Origin of the sequence: Streptomyces sp. NPDC014870 (assembly GCF_043081505.1) — a bacterium.
Lineage (GTDB): Bacteria > Actinomycetota > Actinomycetes > Streptomycetales > Streptomycetaceae > Streptomyces.
Genome location: NZ_JBIBWQ010000010.1, coordinates 270,597 through 289,132, shown reverse-complemented (window position 1 = coordinate 289,132; position 18,536 = coordinate 270,597). Strand labels below are relative to the sequence as shown.

Here is an 18,536-nt window from a genome sequence, read left to right as displayed (position 1 = left end):
GCGGGCGGACCGGCCGGGCGGACCGGGCGGGCGGGCACAGGTCAGTCCGTGACCTTCTCCCAGGCCGTCGTGCCGAGCAGGCCCGTCTCGCCGACGTCGAGGCCGCCCTCCGGCAGGACGGTCTGGCGGGCCACGCCCGGGGCCGGGGCGATCTCGACGTACACCCCGCTGCCCCGCTGGGTCGCCGGGTCGACGGCCGAGTACCGCCAGGCGAAGACGGAGCGCGCGGACTCGCCGGGCTTCAGCGTCACGGGGTGCGGCCCCGGGTCCTGGAGGTCGGCGATCGGGCCCGTCCCCTTGAGGACGGTGACGTCCATCGGCTTCCGGTCGACGTCCCTGACCCGCACGTCCGGATAGCCGTCGACGCGCTGCTCTCCCGTACCGCAGTTGGTGATGGTCACCGGCATCGCGCGCAGCCCCATGGCCACGTTGACCATGCCGGTCGTCACGCGCACCCCCGTGGCCGGGCAGCCTTCCGGGGCGGTGGCGGTGGGCGGTTCGAGCGGCGGGGTGGCAGGCGGCGCGGCGGCGACGTCCGCCCCGGTGGTCGCGTGGGCCCCGGTCCGCTCGGGGTCGGCCTCGCGGTCGAGTTCGGCCCCGAGGCCGCACCCGGCGGTGAGGAGGGCGGCGGCCAGCAGGACGGGGGCGCGCCGCGCGGATATGACGGTCATCCCGCGATCATCACACGGCGGCCGCGCGGCTATTCGAAGCGCGAGGTGTCGCCCGCCCCTCGACGGACGATCTCCGGCTCGCCCTCCGAGAAGTCGATGACGGTCGTGGGTTCCGTACCGCAGTCGCCGGAGTCGAGGACGGCGTCCACCACGTGGTCGAGCCGCTCCTTGATCTCCCAGCCCTGGGTCATCGGTTCGTCCTCACCCGGCAGCAGGAGCGTGCTGGAGAGCAGCGGTTCGCCGAGTTCCTCCAGGAGGGCCTGGGTGACGACGTGGTCGGGGATCCGGACACCGACGGTCTTCTTCTTGGGGTGCAGCAGCTGGCGCGGGACTTCCTTCGTCGCCGGCAGGATGAAGGTGTAGCTGCCGGGCGTCGCGGCCTTCACGGCGCGGAACACATCGTTGTCGATCTGCACGAACTGGCCGAGCTGCGCGAAGTTCTGGCACACCAGGGTGAAGTGGTGGCGGTCGTCGAGTTCGCGGATCGAGCGGATCCGGTTGATGCCGTCGCGGCTGCCGATGCGGCATCCCAGCGCGTAGCAGGAGTCCGTCGGGTACGCGATGAGCGCGTCGGCGCGGATGCTGTCCGCCACGGTGCCGATGGTGCGCCGCTGGGGGTTCTCGGGGTGCACGTCGAAGTACTTCGCCATGCGGGGCAGTCTAGGTTCCCTGCGGGTCCGGCCCGGGACGGCGGGCCGGTGCGGTTCCCCGCACGTTCGGGCGAGCGGAGGCTCGGGCCTCAGACCGCGAGGCTCAACTCCTGCCGCAGCACGATGGCGTTGAGCCGGATCGCGTACGGCGCGACATCCATGAGCTGGAGGGCGGCGGCCCGCGCCTTCTCCAGTTCGACGGTGACGTCGATGCAGAAGGCGATCGCGTACAGGTGGTTCCCGGTCTCCTCGTCCTGGAGGGCGAAGAACAGGTCGCGGTAGTAACGCGTCCGGTCCGGACCTTCCTCGTAGTACGAGAGTCCCGGCTCGCCCTCCTGCGCGGAGAGACCGGTGAAGGCGGCGGCGAGCTCCTTCTCGACGGTGTCCCAGAACGAGGCCTCGGCGAACTCGCCGGGCAGCGCCTGGCGCACCGCCTCCTTGAGGGAGAGCACCATGACCATGACCGGGGCCTGCTCCTGGAGCCCCCAGCCGCGCACCATCTTCACGACGGAGCTGTCCGGGATCGCGGCGGCGGCCCGGTGGATGTTCTCGAAGTCGAAGTTGACGGTGGCGGGCGCGATGGCCTGCTGGAACAGCCGGTCGATGGCCCGGGCCTGGTCGAGATGGTCCGGGCCCACCTCTATGACGGTCTTGAAACTTGCGGCCATGATGTTCCTCCTTGTGGGTGATCAAGAGGGGTCAGTATGCCGCCTGGCGTCCGGCTGCCACAGTCTTGTCGTCATGTCGACTTGGACGGACAGTACGGGGATGGCGATCGTAGTGCTGGTGGGCACGCTGGACACCAAGGGTCTTGAGTACGGATGGCTGCGCGAGCGGCTGGAGCGCCGCGGGGTCGATGTCCTCGTGGTCGACACGGGGGTGATCGGGACCCCTCTGATACCCGCCGACGTCTCCCGCGCCGAGGTGGCTCGGGCCGCGGGCGTGGATCTCGACGGGTTACGGAGCGAAGGGGACCGGGGCGCGGCGGTGACCGCGATGGCGCGCGGGGCGGCCGAGGTCGTCCGGCGGCTGCACGCGGAGGGGCGGCTGCACGGGGTGCTCGCGCTCGGCGGCAGCGGCGGCACGTCGATCGCGACCCGGGCGATGCGGGCGCTGCCGCTCGGGGTGCCGAAGGTGATGGTCTCCTCGATGGCCTCGGGCGATGTCGCGCCGTACGTCGGCTCGGCGGACATCACCCTGATGTACAGCGTGGTCGACATCGCCGGGGTCAACCGGGTCTCGGCGCCGATACTGGCCAACGCCGTCGACGCGGTGGCGGGCATGGCGCGCGGCTTCGCCGCGGCGGCGGCTCCCGAGGTGCGGGACGACCGGCCGCTGGTCGCCGCGAGCATGGCGGGCGTGACGACCCCGGGCGTCGACGCGGCCCGGGCGCGGCTGACCGAACTCGGCTACGAGGTGCTGGTCTTCCACGCGAGCGGCGCGGGCGGCCGGACGCTGGAGTCGCTCGCGGAGCAGCGGCTCTTCGCGGGGGTCCTCGACCTGACGCTGTGCGAGCTGGCGGACGACCTCTGCGGCGGCATCCTGACGGCAGGACCCGACCGGCTGCTGGCCGCCGGGCGCGCGGGAATCCCGCAGGTGGTGAGCCCGGGCGCGCTCGACATGGTGAAGTTCGGACCGCTGGACACCGTCCCCGAGCGGGTGCTCGACCGGGACGTCCGGGTGCACAACCCGTCGATCTCGGTGGTGCGGACGACGGCCGAGGAGTGCGCGGAGCTCGGTGCGCGGGTCGCCCTGAAGCTGCGCTCCGCGACCGGGCCCACGGCGGTGTGCCTGCCGCTGCGCGGCCTGTCGACGCTGGGCGCGCCGGGCGGGCCGTACCACGATCCGGTCCTGGACGAGGCCGTGTTCGACGCGGTCAGGGACGGGCTGCGGGGCAGCCCGGTGGACGTGGTGGAGTTCGACACCCATCTGAACGACCCGTCGTTCGGCCGCGCGGCGGCGGAGCTGCTGCACCGCCTGATCGAGGGGCACGAGCCTCCCCGTCAGTGAGGGAGGTCGGCCAGGCGGCGGCGGTCGAGGGGCGAGGAGCGGCGGTCGAGGCGTTCCTCCAGGAGGTGTCGGGCCGCGTCGCACTGGCCCGCCTCCAGGAGGGCGTGGAGCAGGGTCTCCTCGACGACCTCGCGCTGCGCGGCGCTGCCGCCCACCCGGCGCAGGGTGGGCAGCAGTCCGCGCAGTCCGTCGACCGCCGCCGTCCACCGCTCCTCCAGGACGTCTTCGAGCGCGTGGCAGAGCGGGGCGATGACCTCGCGCTGGACGGGGTCCGCTCCGGCGGCGTGGGTGCGCAGGCGGCGGAGCGCGGCCAGGTCGCCCGCCGCCGTGAGGGTGACCGCGCTGTGCAGGGCGGTGAAGGCGGTGGCGGGCCGTTCGAGGAGGTCGCGGGCGACGGCGTCGAGCACGCCTTCCACGGGGACGCTGCCCGTCCAGTTCCGGGTCATCCGGGCCCGCCACAGCAGCGACCCGGAGTCGACGAGCGCCCGTACGCCGCCCACCTGGCGCGGCGCGAGCTGGGCGAACCAGCGGCGGCGTACCGCGGCGGAGTCGTCCAGGGCGAGTTCGTGCAGCGCCACGTGCCAGGAGAAGTGGGCCCGGTGCACGGCGCCCCGGCCCTGGCCGCCGATCCAGCCGTCGAGCCAGTCGCGGCCGGCCCGGTGGGCGCCGGACTCGTAGTGGACGTGGGCCATGGCGTGGGCGGCGTGCCCGGAGGCGGGTTCGGCGGCCAGGGCCGCCGTGGCGAGGAAGCCGGCCTCGTCGACACGCCCCTGCTCCTGGCGGAGGAAGGCGAGCAGCGAGGTGGGGAACCAGTGGCCGTCGTAGGCGGGCGCGGTGTGCTCCACCAGGCGCTGGGCGAGCGTCCCGTCCAGGTCGCCGACCCCTGAGAAGGCGATCGTGGGCACCGCGATGCTGAGGGCGAAGGCGTCGACCGGGTGGCGGTCGAGGTGGTCGACGAGCGCCCGGTCCGCGTCCGCTCCCCCGTCGCCGCCCGGTGCTTCGATCCGGCGGGTCACCACGTCCACGAACGACCGCTCCCGCTCGTCGCCGCGCTCGGCCACGCCGCGCTGGGCGTCGGCGAGTTCGCGGTGCACGTCGACGTCGGCTCCGCACTCGTGGCCGAGGAGGGCGAGCGCGGCGTGCCCGAGGGCGAAGCCGGGGTCGAGGGCGGTGGCCCGGGCGAACGCCTCGGCCGCCTTGGCCCGTACGGTGATCACCCGGCCGAGGCCGCCGCGGTAGGCGGCGGCAGCGGCGGCATGGGTGGAGAGCGGCAGCCCGAACTGGTCGGTGGGCCGCCGTCGGGTGGGCTGCGGGGCGCGGGTGAGCGGGGCGAGCACGGCCTCGGCGACCTCCCTGGCCTGCGCCCTGATCTCGGGGATCGCGGTCGTCTCCCACAGTTCGCCGCGCCGGGGCGCGCCGAGGGTGAACAGCGGGCGGTGGGTGGCGCCCCGGGCGTCGCGCAGCCGGCCCGCGTCGGTGGCGACGCCGATGCCGAGCGGGCCGGGGACGGCGAGTCCGTCGGCGAGCAGGCCGCCCCAGAGCGGATCCGCGGAGGGGTCGAGCCGGAGTCCGGGTCCGGTGCAGTCCACGACCCAGGCGACGTCGAACTCCCGGCCGTCGGCGAGCCCGACAGCGATCCGGCCGTCGGCGAGCGGCCGGGCCGCGGTGATCCGGCCCGCGTGGACGCGCAGCCGGTGGGCGGCGCGCGCCCGGGCGATCGCCTCGGCGGTGGCGGGGGCCATCCGGTGACGGTGGACGTTCCAGCGGGTCGCGTCCCGGTCGAGGAACTCGGCCCGTTCCTCGTCGGTGAGGCCCTGCCAGACCGCGCCGATCACGGGCCGCAGCCCGTCGAGGGCGGGGCGCCAGTCGCCGTGGTCGCGCATCGAGGCGGCGAAGTGGAGCCGGAGCGCGGTGCGCAACCGGTGCAGCGGGAGGGCCGTGATCCCGGGCGGCGGGGGTACGGGCGGCAGTGGGGCGACGGCGTGCGGCCGGGGCAGCAGCCCGCTGCGGGAGAGGGCGTGCACGGTGCGGCCGGGCCGGTCGAGGACCAGGGCGAGGTCGACGGCGGTCAGCCCGGCCCCGACGAGCAGCACGTCGTCGTCCGCGCCGACGGCGTCGAGGGCGCCGGGTGACCAGGGGGCGTCGATGAACCGTGCGGAGCCGCGCAGTTCGGCGGGTGCCCAGCGGGCGGTGCCCGCGGCGGGGCCGGTGGCCAGGACGACGCTGTCGGCCGTGACCGCCGTGCCGTCGGCGAGCCGCAGGGCGAACCGCCCGTCGGCCGTCTGGGCGCAGCCGGTGGCCCGGGTCCGCACGCGCCGTACGGCGACGGTGCCGTGGGCCGTGATGACGGCGCGGCCGAGGGTGTCGGCGAGGTAGGAGCCGAAGCGGTGGCGGGAGGCGAAGTCGGCGGCGGTGACGGTGGATTCGCCGTGGCGGCAGAGCCAGCGCCGGAAGTGGCCGGCGTCGTCCGGGTAGCAGCTCATGCCGCCGACGGGGACGTTGAGCCGGTGCTCGGGGACTTCGGTGGCGTACGCCGTGCCGCGCCCGGCCTCGGCCGCCGGGTCGATCAGGACGAGGTCGAGCGGGGTCCGCCGCCGGGCGGCCGTCTCGCACAGCTGGACGGCGACGAGTGCCCCGGCCGCGCCCGCGCCGACGACGGCCACGGTCGGTCGCGGACGGGGGGACGCGGTGGGGTGCGTGGACACGGGGGACCTCCGGCCGGGGCGGGCACTGCTCGACGACGTACTGCACTATGTCGATGAACAATGTGAACCGACAAGAGCGCACGGTCCCTTCACCCGCCGGCCGGATCGGTTTCGCGCCAGCCGTGAGACATTGAGGCGGTGAGGATCTCAGCACGAACGGACTACGCGGTCAGGGCCATGGCGGAGCTGGCCTGCTCCCCCGACCGGCCGCTGAAGGCGGAGGACGTGGCCGGGCGGCAGGACATCCCGGTCCGCTTCCTCTTCGTCGTCCTCAGCGAGTTGCGGCAGGCCCGCCTGGTCCGCAGCGTGCGCGGGCCGGACGGCGGCTACACCCTCGCGCGGCCGGCCGCGGAGATCACCCTCGCCGACGTGCTCCGCGCGATGGACGGCCCTCTGGTGAGCGTGCGTGACCTGAAACTGACCGGCCTGGAGTACCGGGGCGCGGCGGCTCCCATGCCGGACGTCTGGCGCGCGGTGCGGACCAGCCTGCGCCAGGTCCTGGAGGGCACGACCCTGGCGGACCTGGCCTCGGGCGCGCTGCCGGAGCTGGTACGGGACCGGGCCCAGGAGTACACCGACGACGTGCGGACGTATCCGTAGCGACTCGCCGGACGCGGCCCGGGGGAAAGGCCCTAGCGACCCGGAAGGCCGAGTTCGCCGCCCTGGTAGAAGGCTTCGGTCTCCTCGACGACGTACGGGGCCATCGTCTCGCGGCGGGACCGTTCGGCCTCCGAGGAGCGCCAGGCGTCGCAGGCCTCCTGGGAGTCCCACAGGGAGACGCCGGTGATCTCGTGGCCGTCCTCGGTCCAGTAGGCGTACGCCCGGTGCAGTCCGTCGGGGGCGAAGCCGGGGCGCCAGGCGCGCTCGAACTCGTGCAGGGTGCCCGGCTTGATGCGGCGTGTGGTGACCCAGACAAAGCGCTGCTCCATCGCGGCCTCCTCGGGAACGGGGATCGGTGCGGGTGGCGCTCCTTCGACCACGGTAGGTCCGGGGCGCCGGATCCGCCTCCGAGGCGGCTACCGGCCGTGACCGGGCGGCCGCCAGAGTGCGGCGGTGACCGCGGTGGCGACGGCGACGGCCGTCAGGCGCACGGGGTCGACGGTGCCGGGAGTGTCGGTGGGCCGGTGGTAGTGCGGGTTGCGGAAGTTCGCCGTGCCGGTGAGCAGGACGGCCGGGATGCCCGCGTTCCAGTACGCGGCGTGGTCGCTGCGGCCGAGGTGGTTCAGCGGGGGCACGACGAGACCCGCGAGGGTGCCCAGGGGGCCGTCGGGACGGGGGTCGCGGAGGGTGACGACGGGCAGGGCCGGTTCGGCGGCGCCGGCCGCCCGCCGCCAGAGGTCGGCGGCCTCGTCCGAGGAACGCCGGTGGACGACCAGGGTGAAGTCGCCCCTCCCCGCGCGGGCGCGGACGGCTCCGGCCGCGTCCCGGAAGAGCGCGCCGAAGCCCGCCGGGACCGCCTGTGTCCCGGGCCGGTCGGAGAAGCAGCCCACGGACTCCAGGCAGAGCATCCCCGAGACGGGCCGGCCGTGGCGCGCCGCGCGGGCGGCGACGCGCGCGCCGACGAAGCCCAGCTCCTCCATGTCGAAACAGGCGAGCCGCACCCGGGGCGTCCTGGGCAGCCCGCCGAGCAGCCGCGCGACCTCCAGGAGGGCGGCGACGCCGGATGCGTTGTCGTCGGCGCCGGGGCTGCCCACCACGGTGTCCAGATGCGCGCCGACGAGCACGGCGGGACCGTCGTCGGCGCCCGGCGGCTCGGCCAGCAGGTTGGCCCCGGCGAGCCGGCGGTGCAGACGGAACCGGAAGGGGGTGAGGCGTCCCCCGCCGGGGCGGTCGGTGCAGCCGGGGCGCCAGCGGACCTCGAACGGCTGCCGCTCGGTGCGCCACCCCGCCTCCGCGAGCCGCTCCGCCACATGGGCCTCGGCGCGCAGCATGGCCTCGGGCGCGTGGATCCGGCCCCGGGGGCGGTCCGCGAGGAAGGCGACGTCGTCCCGCAGCCGCGCCGGGTCGGCCCGCCGGGTCAGCTCCCGGACGAGGTCGGGCACATCGGAGCCTGCCTCCATGGCGTCGATGGTCGCGCACGCGGCGCGCGGGGGCGCGTCCGGGCAACCACACTGGGGGTAATGCCGTCCCTCTCCGTACGAACCCCTCACCGGAAGGATCCCCCGGCATGCCGACGCTCGATCCCGTCACCCGCAGGCTCAGGCGCCTCTTCGCGGTCCTGGACGCCGACAACGACGGATTCGTCACCTGGTCCGACCACCGGCGCGTCGTGGAGGCCTACGCCGGCGCGTACGGGCTGCCGACGGACGAGCCGCGGATCCAGGCCCTGGAACGGGCGTACTGGGCGCAGTGGCTGGGCCTGCTCGCCCAGTCGGTGCCGGGGCGGGAGCGGCTCGACCATGACGGGTTCGTCGCGGCGCACCGCGCGGTGGGCTACGACACGGACCGGCCCGAGATCCTGGAGAACCTCGCGACGGCGATCTTCCGGATCATGGACACCAAGGGCGACAAGCGGGTCAGCGGGGAGGAGTTCACCGCGTATCTCGCCGTCTGGGACGTCCCCGGCGACGAGGGTGCCGCGGCCTTCGCCGGGCTCGACCTCGACCGGGACGCGTACCTCTCGCAGCGTGAGATCGCCCGGTCGCTGCGGGCGTTCCATCTCCACAACGACGACCTGAAGACCCCGGGAGGCATCTTCCTCGGCGTGTACTGACACGCGGCCGGGGTGCCGGCCCCGCGCGCCGGGTGCCGACACCCCGGCACGTGCTGACCGTGCGCGGCGGGCCCGGGTGTGGTCGGATCGGCGCATGGACGTCACAGAGGCGGGCGACGGTTCGCCGGGGCCCGAGGGTCCCGGAGACCGCCGCCGCGCGGCGCGCCGGGCCGTCGCCGGCCGGACGGCCGACGCGGCCGAGCTGGCGGAGTTCCTCGACATACTGGATCTGCGGCCGGAGGTCGACCACCTCTACTCCGCCAAGGAGTCCGGGCGCCCCCGCCGCGACGGCGGAAGGCGCCCGGGGAAGGCCTAGGGCCCCTAGAAGGTCAGGTTCCAGGCGTCGATCTTGCCGGTGTCCTGGTTGGCGTTGTCGTTGACCCGGAGCTTCCAGACGCCGTTGGCGACCTCGGCGGAGGCGTTGACGGTGAAGGTCTGGACGATGTTGTCCGTGCCGCTGCCGGTCCGGTTGTGCACGGTGTACACGGTGCCGTCGGGGGCGACGAGGTCGACCTTCAGGTCACCGATGTACGTGTGCTTGATGTCGACGCCGACCTTCAGGGTGGCCGGGGCGTTGCCCGTGACCCCGCTGACGGTGATCGAGCTCTCGACGGTCGTGTTGTCGGCGACGGCGACGTCGGTGAGGTTCTCGAAGTACGCGCCGGGCGGCGGGGTGGTGCCGCCGACGGCCTTCAGCGCGTCGACCCGGCCCTCGCCGAAGAAGCCGTTGTTGGCGGTGGTGCCGGTGCAGCGGCTGTCGGACGGGCAGGCCAGGTCGGTGGCCTGGACGCCGAGCTTCGTACGGATGTCGGCCGGGGTGTCGCCCGGGTTCGCGCTCGCGAGGAGCGCCGCGACGCCCGCGACGTGCGGGGCGGCCATGGAGGTGCCGCTCAGCGAGGAGTACTTGCCGCCGGGGACGGTGCTGTAGACCGACTCACCGGGCGCGGAGACCTCGATGACGTTCCGTCCGAAGTTGGAGAAGGACGCCTTCGACGAGCCGTTGGTGCCGTTCGCCGCGACCGTGACGACACCCGGCAGCTCGGCCGGGATGTCCAGGCAGTCGTTGGTGATGGTCCGGGTCACCGGGGTGGAGTCGTTGGGCGAGGAGCTGTCCGTGGTCTTGTTCGCCAGGTCCACGTTGGAGTTGCCGGCCGCCGCGACCTGCAGCGAGCCCTTGCCCTCGGCGTACTTCTGGGCCCGGCCCACACCCTCCAGGATGGCCGCCTGGTCCAGGTTGTTCGGGCAGTTGAACTGCCACGGGTCCGTGTAGTAGCTGTTGTTGGTGACCTTGAAGCCGTGGTCACCGGACCAGACGAGCCCGCAGATGGTGTTCTCGGGGAAGAAGAGCGTGGAGCCCGGTTCGGCGATGCGGACCGAGGAGATCTTCACGGTCGGCGCGACGCCGATGGCGCCCTTGCCGTTCTTCGCGGCGGCGACCGTGCCGGCCACGTGGGTGCCGTGCTGGTCCACGTCGCGCCAGGCTCCGGACCGGGTGTCCGCCTTGCCGTAGGCGCAGGAGACCGAGTCGGCGGCGTTGAAGTTCGGCGCCAGGTCCTGGTGCTGGTCGTCCACGCCGGTGTCGAGGATGCCGACCTTGACGGTGGGCGAGCCGGTGGAGACGGCCCAGGCCTGGTCGGCCTTGATCTGCGTCATGTCCGAGCGGACCGGCTCGGTGGCCGGGGGCGCCGACTGCGCCGGGTTGCTCGGCAGCGCCGGGTTGTAGGCGTCGGCCGGGACGTCGGAGGTGCGGGTGGCGCCGACCTGCTGGACACCGGAGACGGTACGCATCGTCGCGGCGAAGGTGCCCGAGGTGGAGTGCGCCACGACGACGCCGATGGCGTCGAAGTACGAGAAGACCGAGCCGCCGTTGTTGGCGACCGCCGTGCGGACGGCGGTGGTGTCACCGGGGGCGGTGATGACCAGGTAGGCCCGGGTGCCGGCGGCCCAGGCCGCCGGGGCGGCCGGACCTGCGGCCTGACGGGTCGCCGCGGCTGCTGCCGACGCGGCGGAGGCTGCGGTGGTCAGGGGCGCAGCCGAGGCGGACCTGGGCTCCGGGACACCCGCCGGAGCGGCCGGGGCGGCTCCGACGGGCGCGGCGAGCGCGACGACCGCCCCGAGGGCGGTGGCCGCGGTGGCCGGGAGTCTCAGCCTGCTGGATATGTGGGAAAACAATGCGTCCTCCGATGGCCCGGTGACGCTGGTGGCGCCGGCCGGGCCCTGTGATGTGTGGGGTGGACGCAAGATCCCAGAGGCCGGGAGCGGAAGGAAGTCTTCTGTCCGACAAGCCTGTTGGCGTTACACAGTGTTGACCTGACGACACATCAGGTGAGGTGGATTTCAGCGCCGTTGGGCGGTTCGTTAGGGTGGGCGCCGTGCGGGTGCTGCTGGTCGAGGACGACGAGGATCTGCGTTTCGGGGTGGCCGCCGCGCTGCGCGCCGCCGGGTTCGCGGTCGACGAGGCCGCGGACCTTCCGCGGGCGGACGAGGCGCTCTTCGTCACGCCCTACGACTGCGCGGTCTTCGACCGGATGCTGCCCTCGGGGGACGCGGCGGAGTACGTCGCGGAGCTGCGTCGCCGGGGCGGTGCCGTGCCCGTGCTCTTCCTCACCGCCCGTGACACCGTCGCCGACCGGGTCGGGGGCTTCGCCAGCGGCGGCGACGACTATCTGGTCAAGCCGTTCGCCGCGCCCGAACTCGTCGCCCGGGTGGGCAGTCTGTGCCGCCGGGCGGCCGTCGTCCGCCCACCGGTCCACCACGTCGGGGACCTGGAGATCGACACCGCGCGCCGCCAGGTCCGGCGCGGCGGGGTCCTGCTGACCCTGACCGGGCGGGAGTTCGCGGTCCTGGAGGTCCTGGCGGCCCGGACGGACCAGGCCGTCTCCCGGGGCGAGCTGATCGAGAGCTGCTGGGACGAGATGGCGGAGCCCCGCTCGAACGTCCTGGAGGTGCTCGTCTCCCAGCTGCGCCGCAAACTCGGCGAGCCGCCCCTCATCCACACCGTACGGGGCGTCGGCTACCGGCTCGCGCCGGGCGAGGAACGGGAGTGAGCCGACGCTCGGCCGGGGGCCGGGCGCTCACGCCCACGGCACGGGTACGGCGACTGCGCAGGCGGATCACCGCCCTCTTCGCGCTCACCAGCGCCGCCGGGCTCGTCACCATGGCCGTCCTGGCCGTGCGCAGCGACGACGCGCGGTGGCGGGAGCAGCTCGACCAGGCGATGAACCTGGACACCACGCAGGCGATCGGCCTGCTCGCGTACGACGGGGACGACCGGCTGGACACCACCGACCTCGTCGGGACGATGGACACCGGCTGCCCGCAGCTGACCGTGCTGTCCGTGCCGAGGGACGGCTCGACCGGGCCGGTGGTCGACCACGCGGGGAAGGACCCGTGTCTTGTCGGGCGCCCCGCCGACGTCCGGGCGGTGGCCGAGGCGGCGCTGCGCCACGAGGACGTCGTCGCCGTCGACGGGCGGTCGGTGGACGGGCGGCCGGTCCGGCTGTTCGCGGAGCCCTTCTTCGCCCCCGACGCCGAGGGCCCCACGGGCCGGGACGGCGCCGTCGTCACGCTGTACGAGAGCACGGAGGCCATGGCCGAGCACCGCCGTACGACCTGGCTGCTGTCGGCCGGGTGCGCGGTCCTGGTGGTGCTGTCGGCCGCGGTCGGGCACATGTTGTCCGGGCGGGCGATCCGCCCGGCACTGACAGTGCTGGGGCAGCAGGAGGCGTTCCTCGCCGACGCGGCCCACGATCTGCGGACCCCGGTGGCCTCGCTGCGGATGCTCGCGGAGACCGCCCTGCGCGGCGACACGGACAGCACGGAGGCGCTGCGCCGCACGATGCGGCTCGCCGACGGCATGGGCGGACTCGTCGACGGGCTGCTCACCCGGGCCCGGCTGATGACCGGCGTACAGACCCTGGCGCGGGAGCCGCTGCGGCTCGACCAGCTGGTGGAGGCGGTGGTGGCGGACGCTCCGTCGGAGGGGCACCGGGTGACGGTACGGGCAGAGGAGACGGTCGTCGTCGCCGACCCCGACCTGGTGCGCCGGGCGGTGGCGAACCTGCTGGGCAACGCCCTCACCCACGGCCACGCGCCGGGCGCGCCCGCGGAGGTGCGGATCGAGATCGCACGGGAAGGGCGCGAGGGGGTCGTGACGGTGACGGACGCCGGTCCTGGCCTGCCGCCGGGCGTGGCGGACGCCCTCTTCGAGCGGTTCCGCAGCGGCTCGGGGTCGACCGGTCTCGGTCTCTCCATCGCGTCCTGGGTCGCCCACGCCCACGGCGGCAGCCTGACGGCCGCGAGCGGCGGTCCCGGCGGACCGGCCGGGCGCGGCGGTCCCGGCGGCGCCCGGTTCGTCCTGCGGCTGCCGGCGGCGGCGTCCTGAGGGCACGCACGGAGAGCCGCGGGTTGCCGACCGCGGGCCAGGGGGTTGTAGCCGCGGGTCGCCGACCGCGGGCCGGGGGCAACGGGCCGCCTCACGAAATCCTCAGCATCGTCAGGCGACGCTGTGCGCACGAATACCCGGTCTGCCAGGAGCTCGTCCGTGAAGCGCGTCCACCGTTCCCGTTCTGCCCTCGCCCTCTCCCTCGCCGTCCTCGCGGCCACCGCCCTCTCGGGCTGCACGGCCACGGCACCGGGCGACCGCGGGCGTCCCGTCGCCGGGGCCGTCGACCCGGCCACCCGGCCGGAGCTGCGGGCGTTCTACACCCAGAAGCTGACGTGGACCGACTGCGGCGAACTCCGCTGCGCGCGCCTCACGGTGCCGATGGACTACGCCGATCCGGCCGACGGCCGCACCTTCGTGCTGCCGGTCGCCAAGGCCGTCACCGCCGACCCGGCGCGTCGCATCGGGTCGCTCGTCTACAACCCCGGTGGTCCCGGTGGCTCCGGTGTGGACAGCCTCACGGACGGCGGCGCGGACTCCTTCGGCGCCGAGGTCCGGGCGCGCTTCGACATCGTCTCCTTCGACCCGCGGGGTGTGGGCGCCAGCGCCCCAGCCCTGACCTGCGACGACGGCAAGGGGGAGGGCGAGGCGGCGGCCGAGGCGGCCGACGAGAACCCCCTGAGCCCGCGCACCGAAGCCGACCGGAAGGGCGTCCTGGCCATGGTCGAGGCCGAGGCCGGCGCGTGCGTCGCGGGGAGCGGGGACATCCTGCGGCACGTCGGGACGCGGGACGCGGCCCGCGACGTGGACGTACTGCGCGCGGCGCTCGGCGAGACCCGGCTCACGTACGTCGGCTGGTCGTACGGGACGAGCCTGGGCACCGAGTACGCCGAGCAGTTCCCGCGCCGGGTCCGCGCCCTGGTCCTCGACGGAGCGATCGATCCGTCGCTCGACTGGCGCGCCCGCGCGCAGAGCCAGGCCGCCGGTTTCCGCCGGGCGGTCGACGACTACGCCACGCACTGCGCGGACATCGCCGGGGCCGGTGTCTGCCCCGGCGCGACGCCGGAGGAGATACGGCAGGTGATCCACGGGCTCTTCGCCCGGACGGCCCGGGCACCGCTCCCGGTCGACGGCTCCGCGTCCGGGGTCGACGAGCGGATGCTGCTGGACGCCCTGTCGATGGCGATGTACACGCCCGAGGACCAGTGGAAGGGGCTGTCCGAGGCGCTGACCGCCGCCGACTCCGGCGACGGCACGAAGCTCGCCGCGCTCGCGCACGACGAGGAGACCGGTGAGGACGAGGACGGCGGCAGCGGGAGCGGCGGCGCCGGGACCGCGCCGGCCGACGAGCCGAACCCCACGCCCGCCCACAACGAGGGCGCCGCGCTCCTGGCCGTGAACTGCGCCGACACCCCGCATCCCCGGGGCGCCGAGCCGTACTGGGACGCCCTCGCGCCCGCGCAGCACGCCGCGGGCCCCTACGGCACCGCCGCCGTGCTGGACGCCATGGTCTGCAAGGGCCTCCCGGCCGGCCCCGGGCAGCCGCACCTGGTCCGTGCGGAGGGTGTGCCGCCGGTCCTCGTGGTGGGCACCACCGGCGACCCGGCGACGCCGTACGAGGAGGCGGAGAGCCTCGCGGCGCAGTTCCCGGGTGGCATGCTGCTGACGTACGAGGGGGTGGGCCACACCGCCTACGGCCGGGGCGGATCCTGTGTGGGCGACGCCGTCGACGCGTACCTCGTCGGCCTGAAGCCGGTCCGCGCCGGTGCGCGCTGTCAGTAGAGCCTAGGGGACATGACCTGCGGTTCGGCGCCCGGCACTTCCAGGACGCAGCGGGGGATGCCGGGGCCCGCGGTGGCCCGGACCGAGGCCGGCGTCGGCGGGTCGGTCGGCAGTTCGACGTGCACGGTCACCGGGCGGTCGCCGCTCGTCGTGGCGTAGCCGGTGGGCTTGCCGTCGACGAGGACCTCGACCTCGGCCTTGTGGCCGGTCTGGACCGTGACGCTGACCGAGTGCCCCGCGTGGTCGATGTGGAAGTGGTGGCGTCGTCTCATGGGGTCGCCTCCGACCGGGCCGCCGTCGCGCCCCTCGCTCCAGGGTAGCCATCGGGCCCCCGCGCGGCCTCATGGGCCGCATCACCCGAACAGCCGCCCTCCGGGCGTGCAACCCGCCCTCGGTCGGGTGCACTGGAAGGGCAAGAGCGTCCGCCGAGCATGGAGACGACCATGTACGAAATGCACGTCGGCATAGCACCCCGGGACGGGGTCTTCGTCTGGCACGTGGCCGCCATCGGAACGGCGACCGCCCTCTGCGGGCAGTCGCTGCACGAGGAGCCGCTGGAGGAGCGCGAGAGGACCGACCGTCACTGCACCCCCTGTATGAGTTCTTTTCAGGAGCTGATGAACGACCGGCGGTGACTGCCGGAATTTCCCGAGTCCCGATCCACCACCACCCCTCACACGCCCAGTCGGTCGTAGAACGCCGACAGCCTCGGCCGCCGCTCCGCGCGTTCGCGCGAGTGGCGGTCGAGTTCTTCCATGAGGCGGCGCCCCCGGTGGTCGAGGTCGAGTTCGTCGAGGATCCGGTCGATCTCGGCGAGCAGCGCTCCGTACAGCTGCCACTGGCGGGGGTCACGCTGGACGTGCAGGAGCAGCAGCTCGGCCGCGTGGTCGCGGACGGCGCGGGCGGCGCGCAGTTCGCCGGCGAGCCGTTCCTCAGCGGCGTCGGCGTCCGCGCTGACGTGGGTGGAGACGAGGAAGGCGAAGCTCACGAGGGTGTCGGCGATCCGGGCCAGGAGGTCTTCGAGGGCCAGCGCGAGGTCCTCGGGGAAGAGCACGTCCCCCTTGCGCTCCTTGGCGAGGTCCGTGAGCGTCCTGGCCAGGACGCGCAGGACGACGGCGCAGATCTCCAGGGTGTCCAGCCCGGTGCGGAGCACGATGCGGTGCAGGACGCCTTCCTTCTCCTTGACCCGGGGGTTGAAGCGGAGGCTGTCCTCGGCCTGGCGCAGCGCCGCGTCGACGTCGGCCACGTCGTTGTCGAGGCGGCGGGCCTCGTGCAGCCGGGCGGCGGCGCGGGCGACGGGCGTGGGCGTGGTGAGTTCCTCGCCGAGTCCGAGGAGGAGTCTGCGCATCCGCCGCGCGAGGTCCTCGATGGACTCGCCCGCCGTGCCGACCCAGACCGGCGGGACGAGGACGGTGTTGAACAGCAGGCCCACGACGGCGCCGATGAGGGTCTCCAGGACCCGGTCCCAGGCGGTGTTGGTGACCTGGGTGACGCCGAGGACGAGCATCGCGCTGATCGCGACCTCGGGGACGAACTCGTCGACGCGCACGAAGCGGCCCACCACCAGCGACGCCAGGATGATCAGTCCGAGGCTCCACCAGGTGAGGCCGACCAGGGCGCTGAACGCGATCGCGATGATGACGCCGACGACCACCGCGTTGACCCGTCGGATGCCGGTGGTGAGCGTGGAGTACAGGGTGACCTGGACGACGAGCAGCGCGGTGAGCGGGGCGGTCAGTGGGGCGGGTTCGCTGCTCAGCTGGAGGGCGACGACATAGGCGATGGTGGCCGCGGCGGTCGACCGGACGGTCTGGACGACCGCCGGTTCCCGGCGCCGCGCCCACAGCTCGGACCCGGCTCGTCGTAGCGCCGCGCGCACGTCCCTCACCTTGTCAGGTTTTCGCAGCGGTCGCCTCTTCGCACGCCGGACACGGACGGTGAGGGGAGGACGTGTGCCGGAACCGGCTCGGGACGGGCGTGCCGGAATGGCGATCTCGCCGGGGTTACGGTGGGATGAGAGCGATCACGCGTCCACGACGGATGGATGAAGGTTGTGTCGACCTCGAGCCATGCGGTGTCCGGCGCCCCTTGTTGGGTCTCTCTCATGGCCCGCGACCTCCGCGCCGCCGAGACCTTCTACGGGGGTGTCTTCGGCTGGGAGTTCCGGCCCACCCGACTGGGTGAGGAGTTCTCCGTGGCGCTGCGTGACGGCGCCCCGGTCGCCGGGATCGGCGCTCTGGCCCCGCGCCTGGCGGTGGCCGTCGCCTGGACGCCGTACTTCGCCGTCGACGACGCCGATGTGACGGCGGCGCGCATCCGGGAGCGCAGCGCGACGGTGGCGGTGGGGCCGCTGCGCTTCGGGACGGGTCGGGCGGCGCTCGCCTCGGACCGCGAGGGGGCCGTCTTCGGCATCTGGGAGGGTGAGCTCATCCCGGACTGGAGCGTCGGCAAGGGCGGCGCTCCGGCCTGGCTGGAGCTGCGGACGAGGAACGCGTTCGACGCGGCGATCTTCTATGCCGAGGTCCTCGACTGGGCCGGTGAGCGGCCCGGGTGCTGTCAGGTGAGCTACGAGGACGACCATGTCGTCCTGAGCCACGGGGGCACCACGGTCGCGCGGCTCTACGGCGGCGCGGTGGAGGCGGCCCCCGACCCGCAGGTGAGGCCCCGCTGGCACGTGCACTTCCGGGTCCCCGACGTGGACGTGGCGGTCGAGGACGCCGTCGGTCTCGGCGGGACGGTCATGTCGCCGGTCCGGCCCTCGGGCAACGGCCGCTGCGTCACGCTGCGCGATCCCGACGGCGCTCTCTTCACGGTGGCCGACAGCGTGGAGTGACGCCGGGGGCGTCACTCCCCCGCGTGGGCGGCGCGCCGGATCGTCGCGTCGACGAGGGCGAGGGCCTGCTCGGCGGTCCGCCCGGGGGCGCGGTTCCAGGGGCCGATGAGTCCGGACCAGCCCTGGGCGCGCAGTTCGGTGACGATCCAGGCGGCGGAGCGGTTCATGGTGTCGGCGCTGCCGTGCCCGAGGCGGTGCGCGGTGAGCAGGGCGCCACAGAGGCAGCGTGCGCCGCGGGCGTCGCGGAGCCGGTACGGCTTGTTCTGCCAGCCCCACTCGACCAGGACGCGGCGGGCGTGCGCGAGGTGGACGGAGGGGCGCACGTCGGGCTGTCCGAGGCGGCGCCACGCGTGCAGCCGGTCGGGCAGGATCGCGCCGAGCCGCCCGGGGAGCGGCCGCTCGGCCGGCGGGGTCGCGGGGATCGAGTCGAGCGCGGCGGCGACGAGCTGGTCGACGGGGACGGAGAGCAGCCGGCGCCACTCCTCCGGCGCCGGCTTCTTCACGCCAGGTTCGGGCGCCGGCGGCAGATCCCAGTGGCGGACGATTTCCTGCCACGCGGCGGTGTCGTGGAGCGCGGCGGCGGCGCGGTCGAGGTCGTCGGGGGCGAGGGTCGACGGCGTCATGGGGGCTCCGGGATCGGCGTATCTCAGACGGGGCACGGCTCATCAATATGTCGGCTTTGCCCCGAACATTCTTGAGCGATCCAGCCAAAAGTTACCCATAGGTATGCCGTGACTTCCCATGCGGGCGGCAGTAGAACTCGTTCCCATTCCACCGACAGTGAGGAC

The 18,536-nt window shown here is 74.2% G+C and carries 19 protein-coding genes; 9 read left to right on the top strand and 10 right to left on the bottom strand.

Annotated features, from left to right (window positions below):
* Window positions 1-41: 41 nt before the first annotated feature.
* The 3 genes from ACF09C_RS28135 to ACF09C_RS28125 all read right to left on the bottom strand — a co-directional run bounded on the left by ACF09C_RS28135 (window position 42) and on the right by ACF09C_RS28125 (window position 1,989).
* Window positions 42-671: a DUF4232 domain-containing protein gene (locus tag ACF09C_RS28135; protein WP_392095421.1), complete on the bottom strand. Its 630-nt coding sequence runs from the start codon at window positions 669-671 to the stop codon at window positions 42-44.
* 29 nt (window positions 672-700) lie between these two features.
* A complete protein-coding gene (locus ACF09C_RS28130) occupies window positions 701-1,321 on the bottom strand; it encodes an L-threonylcarbamoyladenylate synthase (RefSeq protein ID WP_362420824.1) in 621 nt (206 codons plus the stop codon).
* Window positions 1,322-1,410: 89 nt separating this feature from the next.
* Complete coding sequence (locus ACF09C_RS28125) at window positions 1,411-1,989, bottom strand: Type-2Aa cytolytic delta-endotoxin (RefSeq protein WP_392095420.1); 579 nt, start codon at window positions 1,987-1,989, stop codon at window positions 1,411-1,413.
* A gap of 100 nt (window positions 1,990-2,089) precedes the next feature.
* On the opposite strand from ACF09C_RS28125, the gene ACF09C_RS28120 reads away from it, so the two are divergent.
* Entirely contained in the window at window positions 2,090-3,331 is a 1,242-nt protein-coding gene (locus ACF09C_RS28120; protein ID WP_392095419.1) for a Tm-1-like ATP-binding domain-containing protein, read from the top strand.
* Here ACF09C_RS28120 and ACF09C_RS28115 read toward each other — a convergent pair.
* Window positions 3,325-5,994 carry an FAD/NAD(P)-binding protein gene (locus ACF09C_RS28115; protein WP_392095573.1) on the bottom strand — a complete coding sequence of 890 codons (2,670 nt, stop codon included), beginning with the start codon at window positions 5,992-5,994 and terminating at the stop codon, window positions 3,325-3,327. The genes ACF09C_RS28120 and ACF09C_RS28115 overlap by 7 nt on opposite strands.
* Before the next feature lie 180 nt (window positions 5,995-6,174).
* Between ACF09C_RS28115 and ACF09C_RS28110 the strand changes: the two genes are divergently transcribed.
* On the top strand, window positions 6,175-6,636 hold the full coding sequence (locus tag ACF09C_RS28110) for an Rrf2 family transcriptional regulator (protein ID WP_362420815.1): 462 nt from the start codon (window positions 6,175-6,177) through the stop codon (window positions 6,634-6,636).
* A gap of 32 nt (window positions 6,637-6,668) precedes the next feature.
* Here ACF09C_RS28110 and ACF09C_RS28105 read toward each other — a convergent pair whose 3' ends face one another.
* Together ACF09C_RS28105 and ACF09C_RS28100 are read right to left on the bottom strand one after the other, a co-directional pair.
* On the bottom strand, window positions 6,669-6,965 hold the full coding sequence (locus tag ACF09C_RS28105) for an antibiotic biosynthesis monooxygenase (protein ID WP_362010628.1): 297 nt from the start codon (window positions 6,963-6,965) through the stop codon (window positions 6,669-6,671).
* A gap of 87 nt (window positions 6,966-7,052) precedes the next feature.
* The gene (locus ACF09C_RS28100; protein WP_392095417.1) at window positions 7,053-8,096 is read right to left on the bottom strand and encodes a M28 family peptidase; all 1,044 of its coding nucleotides are present in this window, start codon (window positions 8,094-8,096) and stop codon (window positions 7,053-7,055) included.
* Between the two features lie 107 nt (window positions 8,097-8,203).
* Between ACF09C_RS28100 and ACF09C_RS28095 the strand changes: the two genes are divergently transcribed.
* Window positions 8,204-8,749 carry an EF-hand domain-containing protein gene (locus ACF09C_RS28095; RefSeq protein WP_392095415.1) on the top strand — a complete coding sequence of 182 codons (546 nt, stop codon included), beginning with the start codon at window positions 8,204-8,206 and terminating at the stop codon, window positions 8,747-8,749.
* Window positions 8,750-8,843: 94 nt separating this feature from the next.
* A complete protein-coding gene (locus ACF09C_RS28090; RefSeq protein ID WP_392095414.1) occupies window positions 8,844-9,065 on the top strand; it encodes a hypothetical protein in 222 nt (73 codons plus the stop codon).
* Between the two features lie 5 nt (window positions 9,066-9,070).
* Here ACF09C_RS28090 and ACF09C_RS28085 read toward each other — a convergent pair whose 3' ends face one another.
* Window positions 9,071-10,897 (bottom strand): S8 family serine peptidase, encoded by a 1,827-nt coding sequence (locus ACF09C_RS28085; protein ID WP_392095572.1) that lies wholly within the window; start codon window positions 10,895-10,897, stop codon window positions 9,071-9,073.
* Between the two features lie 230 nt (window positions 10,898-11,127).
* On the opposite strand from ACF09C_RS28085, the gene ACF09C_RS28080 reads away from it, so the two are divergent.
* The 3 genes from ACF09C_RS28080 to ACF09C_RS28070 all read left to right on the top strand — a co-directional run bounded on the left by ACF09C_RS28080 (window position 11,128) and on the right by ACF09C_RS28070 (window position 14,915).
* Window positions 11,128-11,796: a response regulator transcription factor gene (locus ACF09C_RS28080; protein WP_392095570.1), complete on the top strand. Its 669-nt coding sequence runs from the start codon at window positions 11,128-11,130 to the stop codon at window positions 11,794-11,796.
* Window positions 11,793-13,133: a sensor histidine kinase gene (locus ACF09C_RS28075; RefSeq protein WP_392095412.1), complete on the top strand. Its 1,341-nt coding sequence runs from the start codon at window positions 11,793-11,795 to the stop codon at window positions 13,131-13,133. Before ACF09C_RS28080 ends, ACF09C_RS28075 begins: the two co-directional genes overlap by 4 nt.
* 159 nt (window positions 13,134-13,292) lie before the next feature.
* Window positions 13,293-14,915, top strand: a complete 1,623-nt coding sequence (locus ACF09C_RS28070; protein ID WP_392095411.1) for an alpha/beta hydrolase — start codon at window positions 13,293-13,295, stop codon at window positions 14,913-14,915.
* Here the strand turns inward: ACF09C_RS28070 and ACF09C_RS28065 are convergent.
* Window positions 14,909-15,187 (bottom strand): hypothetical protein, encoded by a 279-nt coding sequence (locus ACF09C_RS28065; RefSeq protein ID WP_392095410.1) that lies wholly within the window; start codon window positions 15,185-15,187, stop codon window positions 14,909-14,911. The genes ACF09C_RS28070 and ACF09C_RS28065 overlap by 7 nt on opposite strands.
* A gap of 171 nt (window positions 15,188-15,358) precedes the next feature.
* On the opposite strand from ACF09C_RS28065, the gene ACF09C_RS28060 reads away from it, so the two are divergent.
* Window positions 15,359-15,550 carry a hypothetical protein gene (locus tag ACF09C_RS28060; RefSeq protein ID WP_362420788.1) on the top strand — a complete coding sequence of 64 codons (192 nt, stop codon included), beginning with the start codon at window positions 15,359-15,361 and terminating at the stop codon, window positions 15,548-15,550.
* Window positions 15,551-15,588: 38 nt separating this feature from the next.
* Here ACF09C_RS28060 and ACF09C_RS28055 read toward each other — a convergent pair whose 3' ends face one another.
* Window positions 15,589-16,803: an aromatic acid exporter family protein gene (locus ACF09C_RS28055; RefSeq protein ID WP_392095409.1), complete on the bottom strand. Its 1,215-nt coding sequence runs from the start codon at window positions 16,801-16,803 to the stop codon at window positions 15,589-15,591.
* Window positions 16,804-17,019: 216 nt separating this feature from the next.
* Between ACF09C_RS28055 and ACF09C_RS28050 the strand changes: the two genes are divergently transcribed.
* A complete protein-coding gene (locus ACF09C_RS28050) occupies window positions 17,020-17,748 on the top strand; it encodes a VOC family protein (protein WP_392095408.1) in 729 nt (242 codons plus the stop codon).
* An 11-nt stretch (window positions 17,749-17,759) separates the two neighbouring features.
* Here the strand turns inward: ACF09C_RS28050 and ACF09C_RS28045 are convergent, their stop codons facing one another.
* Window positions 17,760-18,371 (bottom strand): hypothetical protein, encoded by a 612-nt coding sequence (locus tag ACF09C_RS28045; protein ID WP_392095406.1) that lies wholly within the window; start codon window positions 18,369-18,371, stop codon window positions 17,760-17,762.
* Between the last annotated feature and the right edge of the window lie 165 nt (window positions 18,372-18,536).

Bases quoted from the DNA above. Each gene is read 5' to 3' on its own strand.
- ACF09C_RS28050 (WP_392095408.1), top strand. From the start codon at position 17,020: ATGGCCCGCGACCTCCGCGCCGCCGAGACCTTCTACGGGGGTGTCTTC.
- ACF09C_RS28105 (WP_362010628.1), bottom strand. From the start codon at position 6,965: ATGGAGCAGCGCTTTGTCTGGGTCACCACACGCCGCATCAAGCCGGGC.
- ACF09C_RS28135 (WP_392095421.1), bottom strand. From the start codon at position 671: ATGACCGTCATATCCGCGCGGCGCGCCCCCGTCCTGCTGGCCGCCGCC.
- ACF09C_RS28125 (WP_392095420.1), bottom strand. From the start codon at position 1,989: ATGGCCGCAAGTTTCAAGACCGTCATAGAGGTGGGCCCGGACCATCTC.
- ACF09C_RS28120 (WP_392095419.1), top strand. From the start codon at position 2,090: ATGGCGATCGTAGTGCTGGTGGGCACGCTGGACACCAAGGGTCTTGAG.
- ACF09C_RS28060 (WP_362420788.1), top strand. From the start codon at position 15,359: ATGTACGAAATGCACGTCGGCATAGCACCCCGGGACGGGGTCTTCGTC.
- ACF09C_RS28095 (WP_392095415.1), top strand. From the start codon at position 8,204: ATGCCGACGCTCGATCCCGTCACCCGCAGGCTCAGGCGCCTCTTCGCG.
- ACF09C_RS28130 (WP_362420824.1), bottom strand. From the start codon at position 1,321: ATGGCGAAGTACTTCGACGTGCACCCCGAGAACCCCCAGCGGCGCACC.
- ACF09C_RS28045 (WP_392095406.1), bottom strand. From the start codon at position 18,371: ATGACGCCGTCGACCCTCGCCCCCGACGACCTCGACCGCGCCGCCGCC.
- ACF09C_RS28100 (WP_392095417.1), bottom strand. From the start codon at position 8,096: ATGGAGGCAGGCTCCGATGTGCCCGACCTCGTCCGGGAGCTGACCCGG.
- ACF09C_RS28065 (WP_392095410.1), bottom strand. From the start codon at position 15,187: ATGAGACGACGCCACCACTTCCACATCGACCACGCGGGGCACTCGGTC.
- ACF09C_RS28090 (WP_392095414.1), top strand. From the start codon at position 8,844: ATGGACGTCACAGAGGCGGGCGACGGTTCGCCGGGGCCCGAGGGTCCC.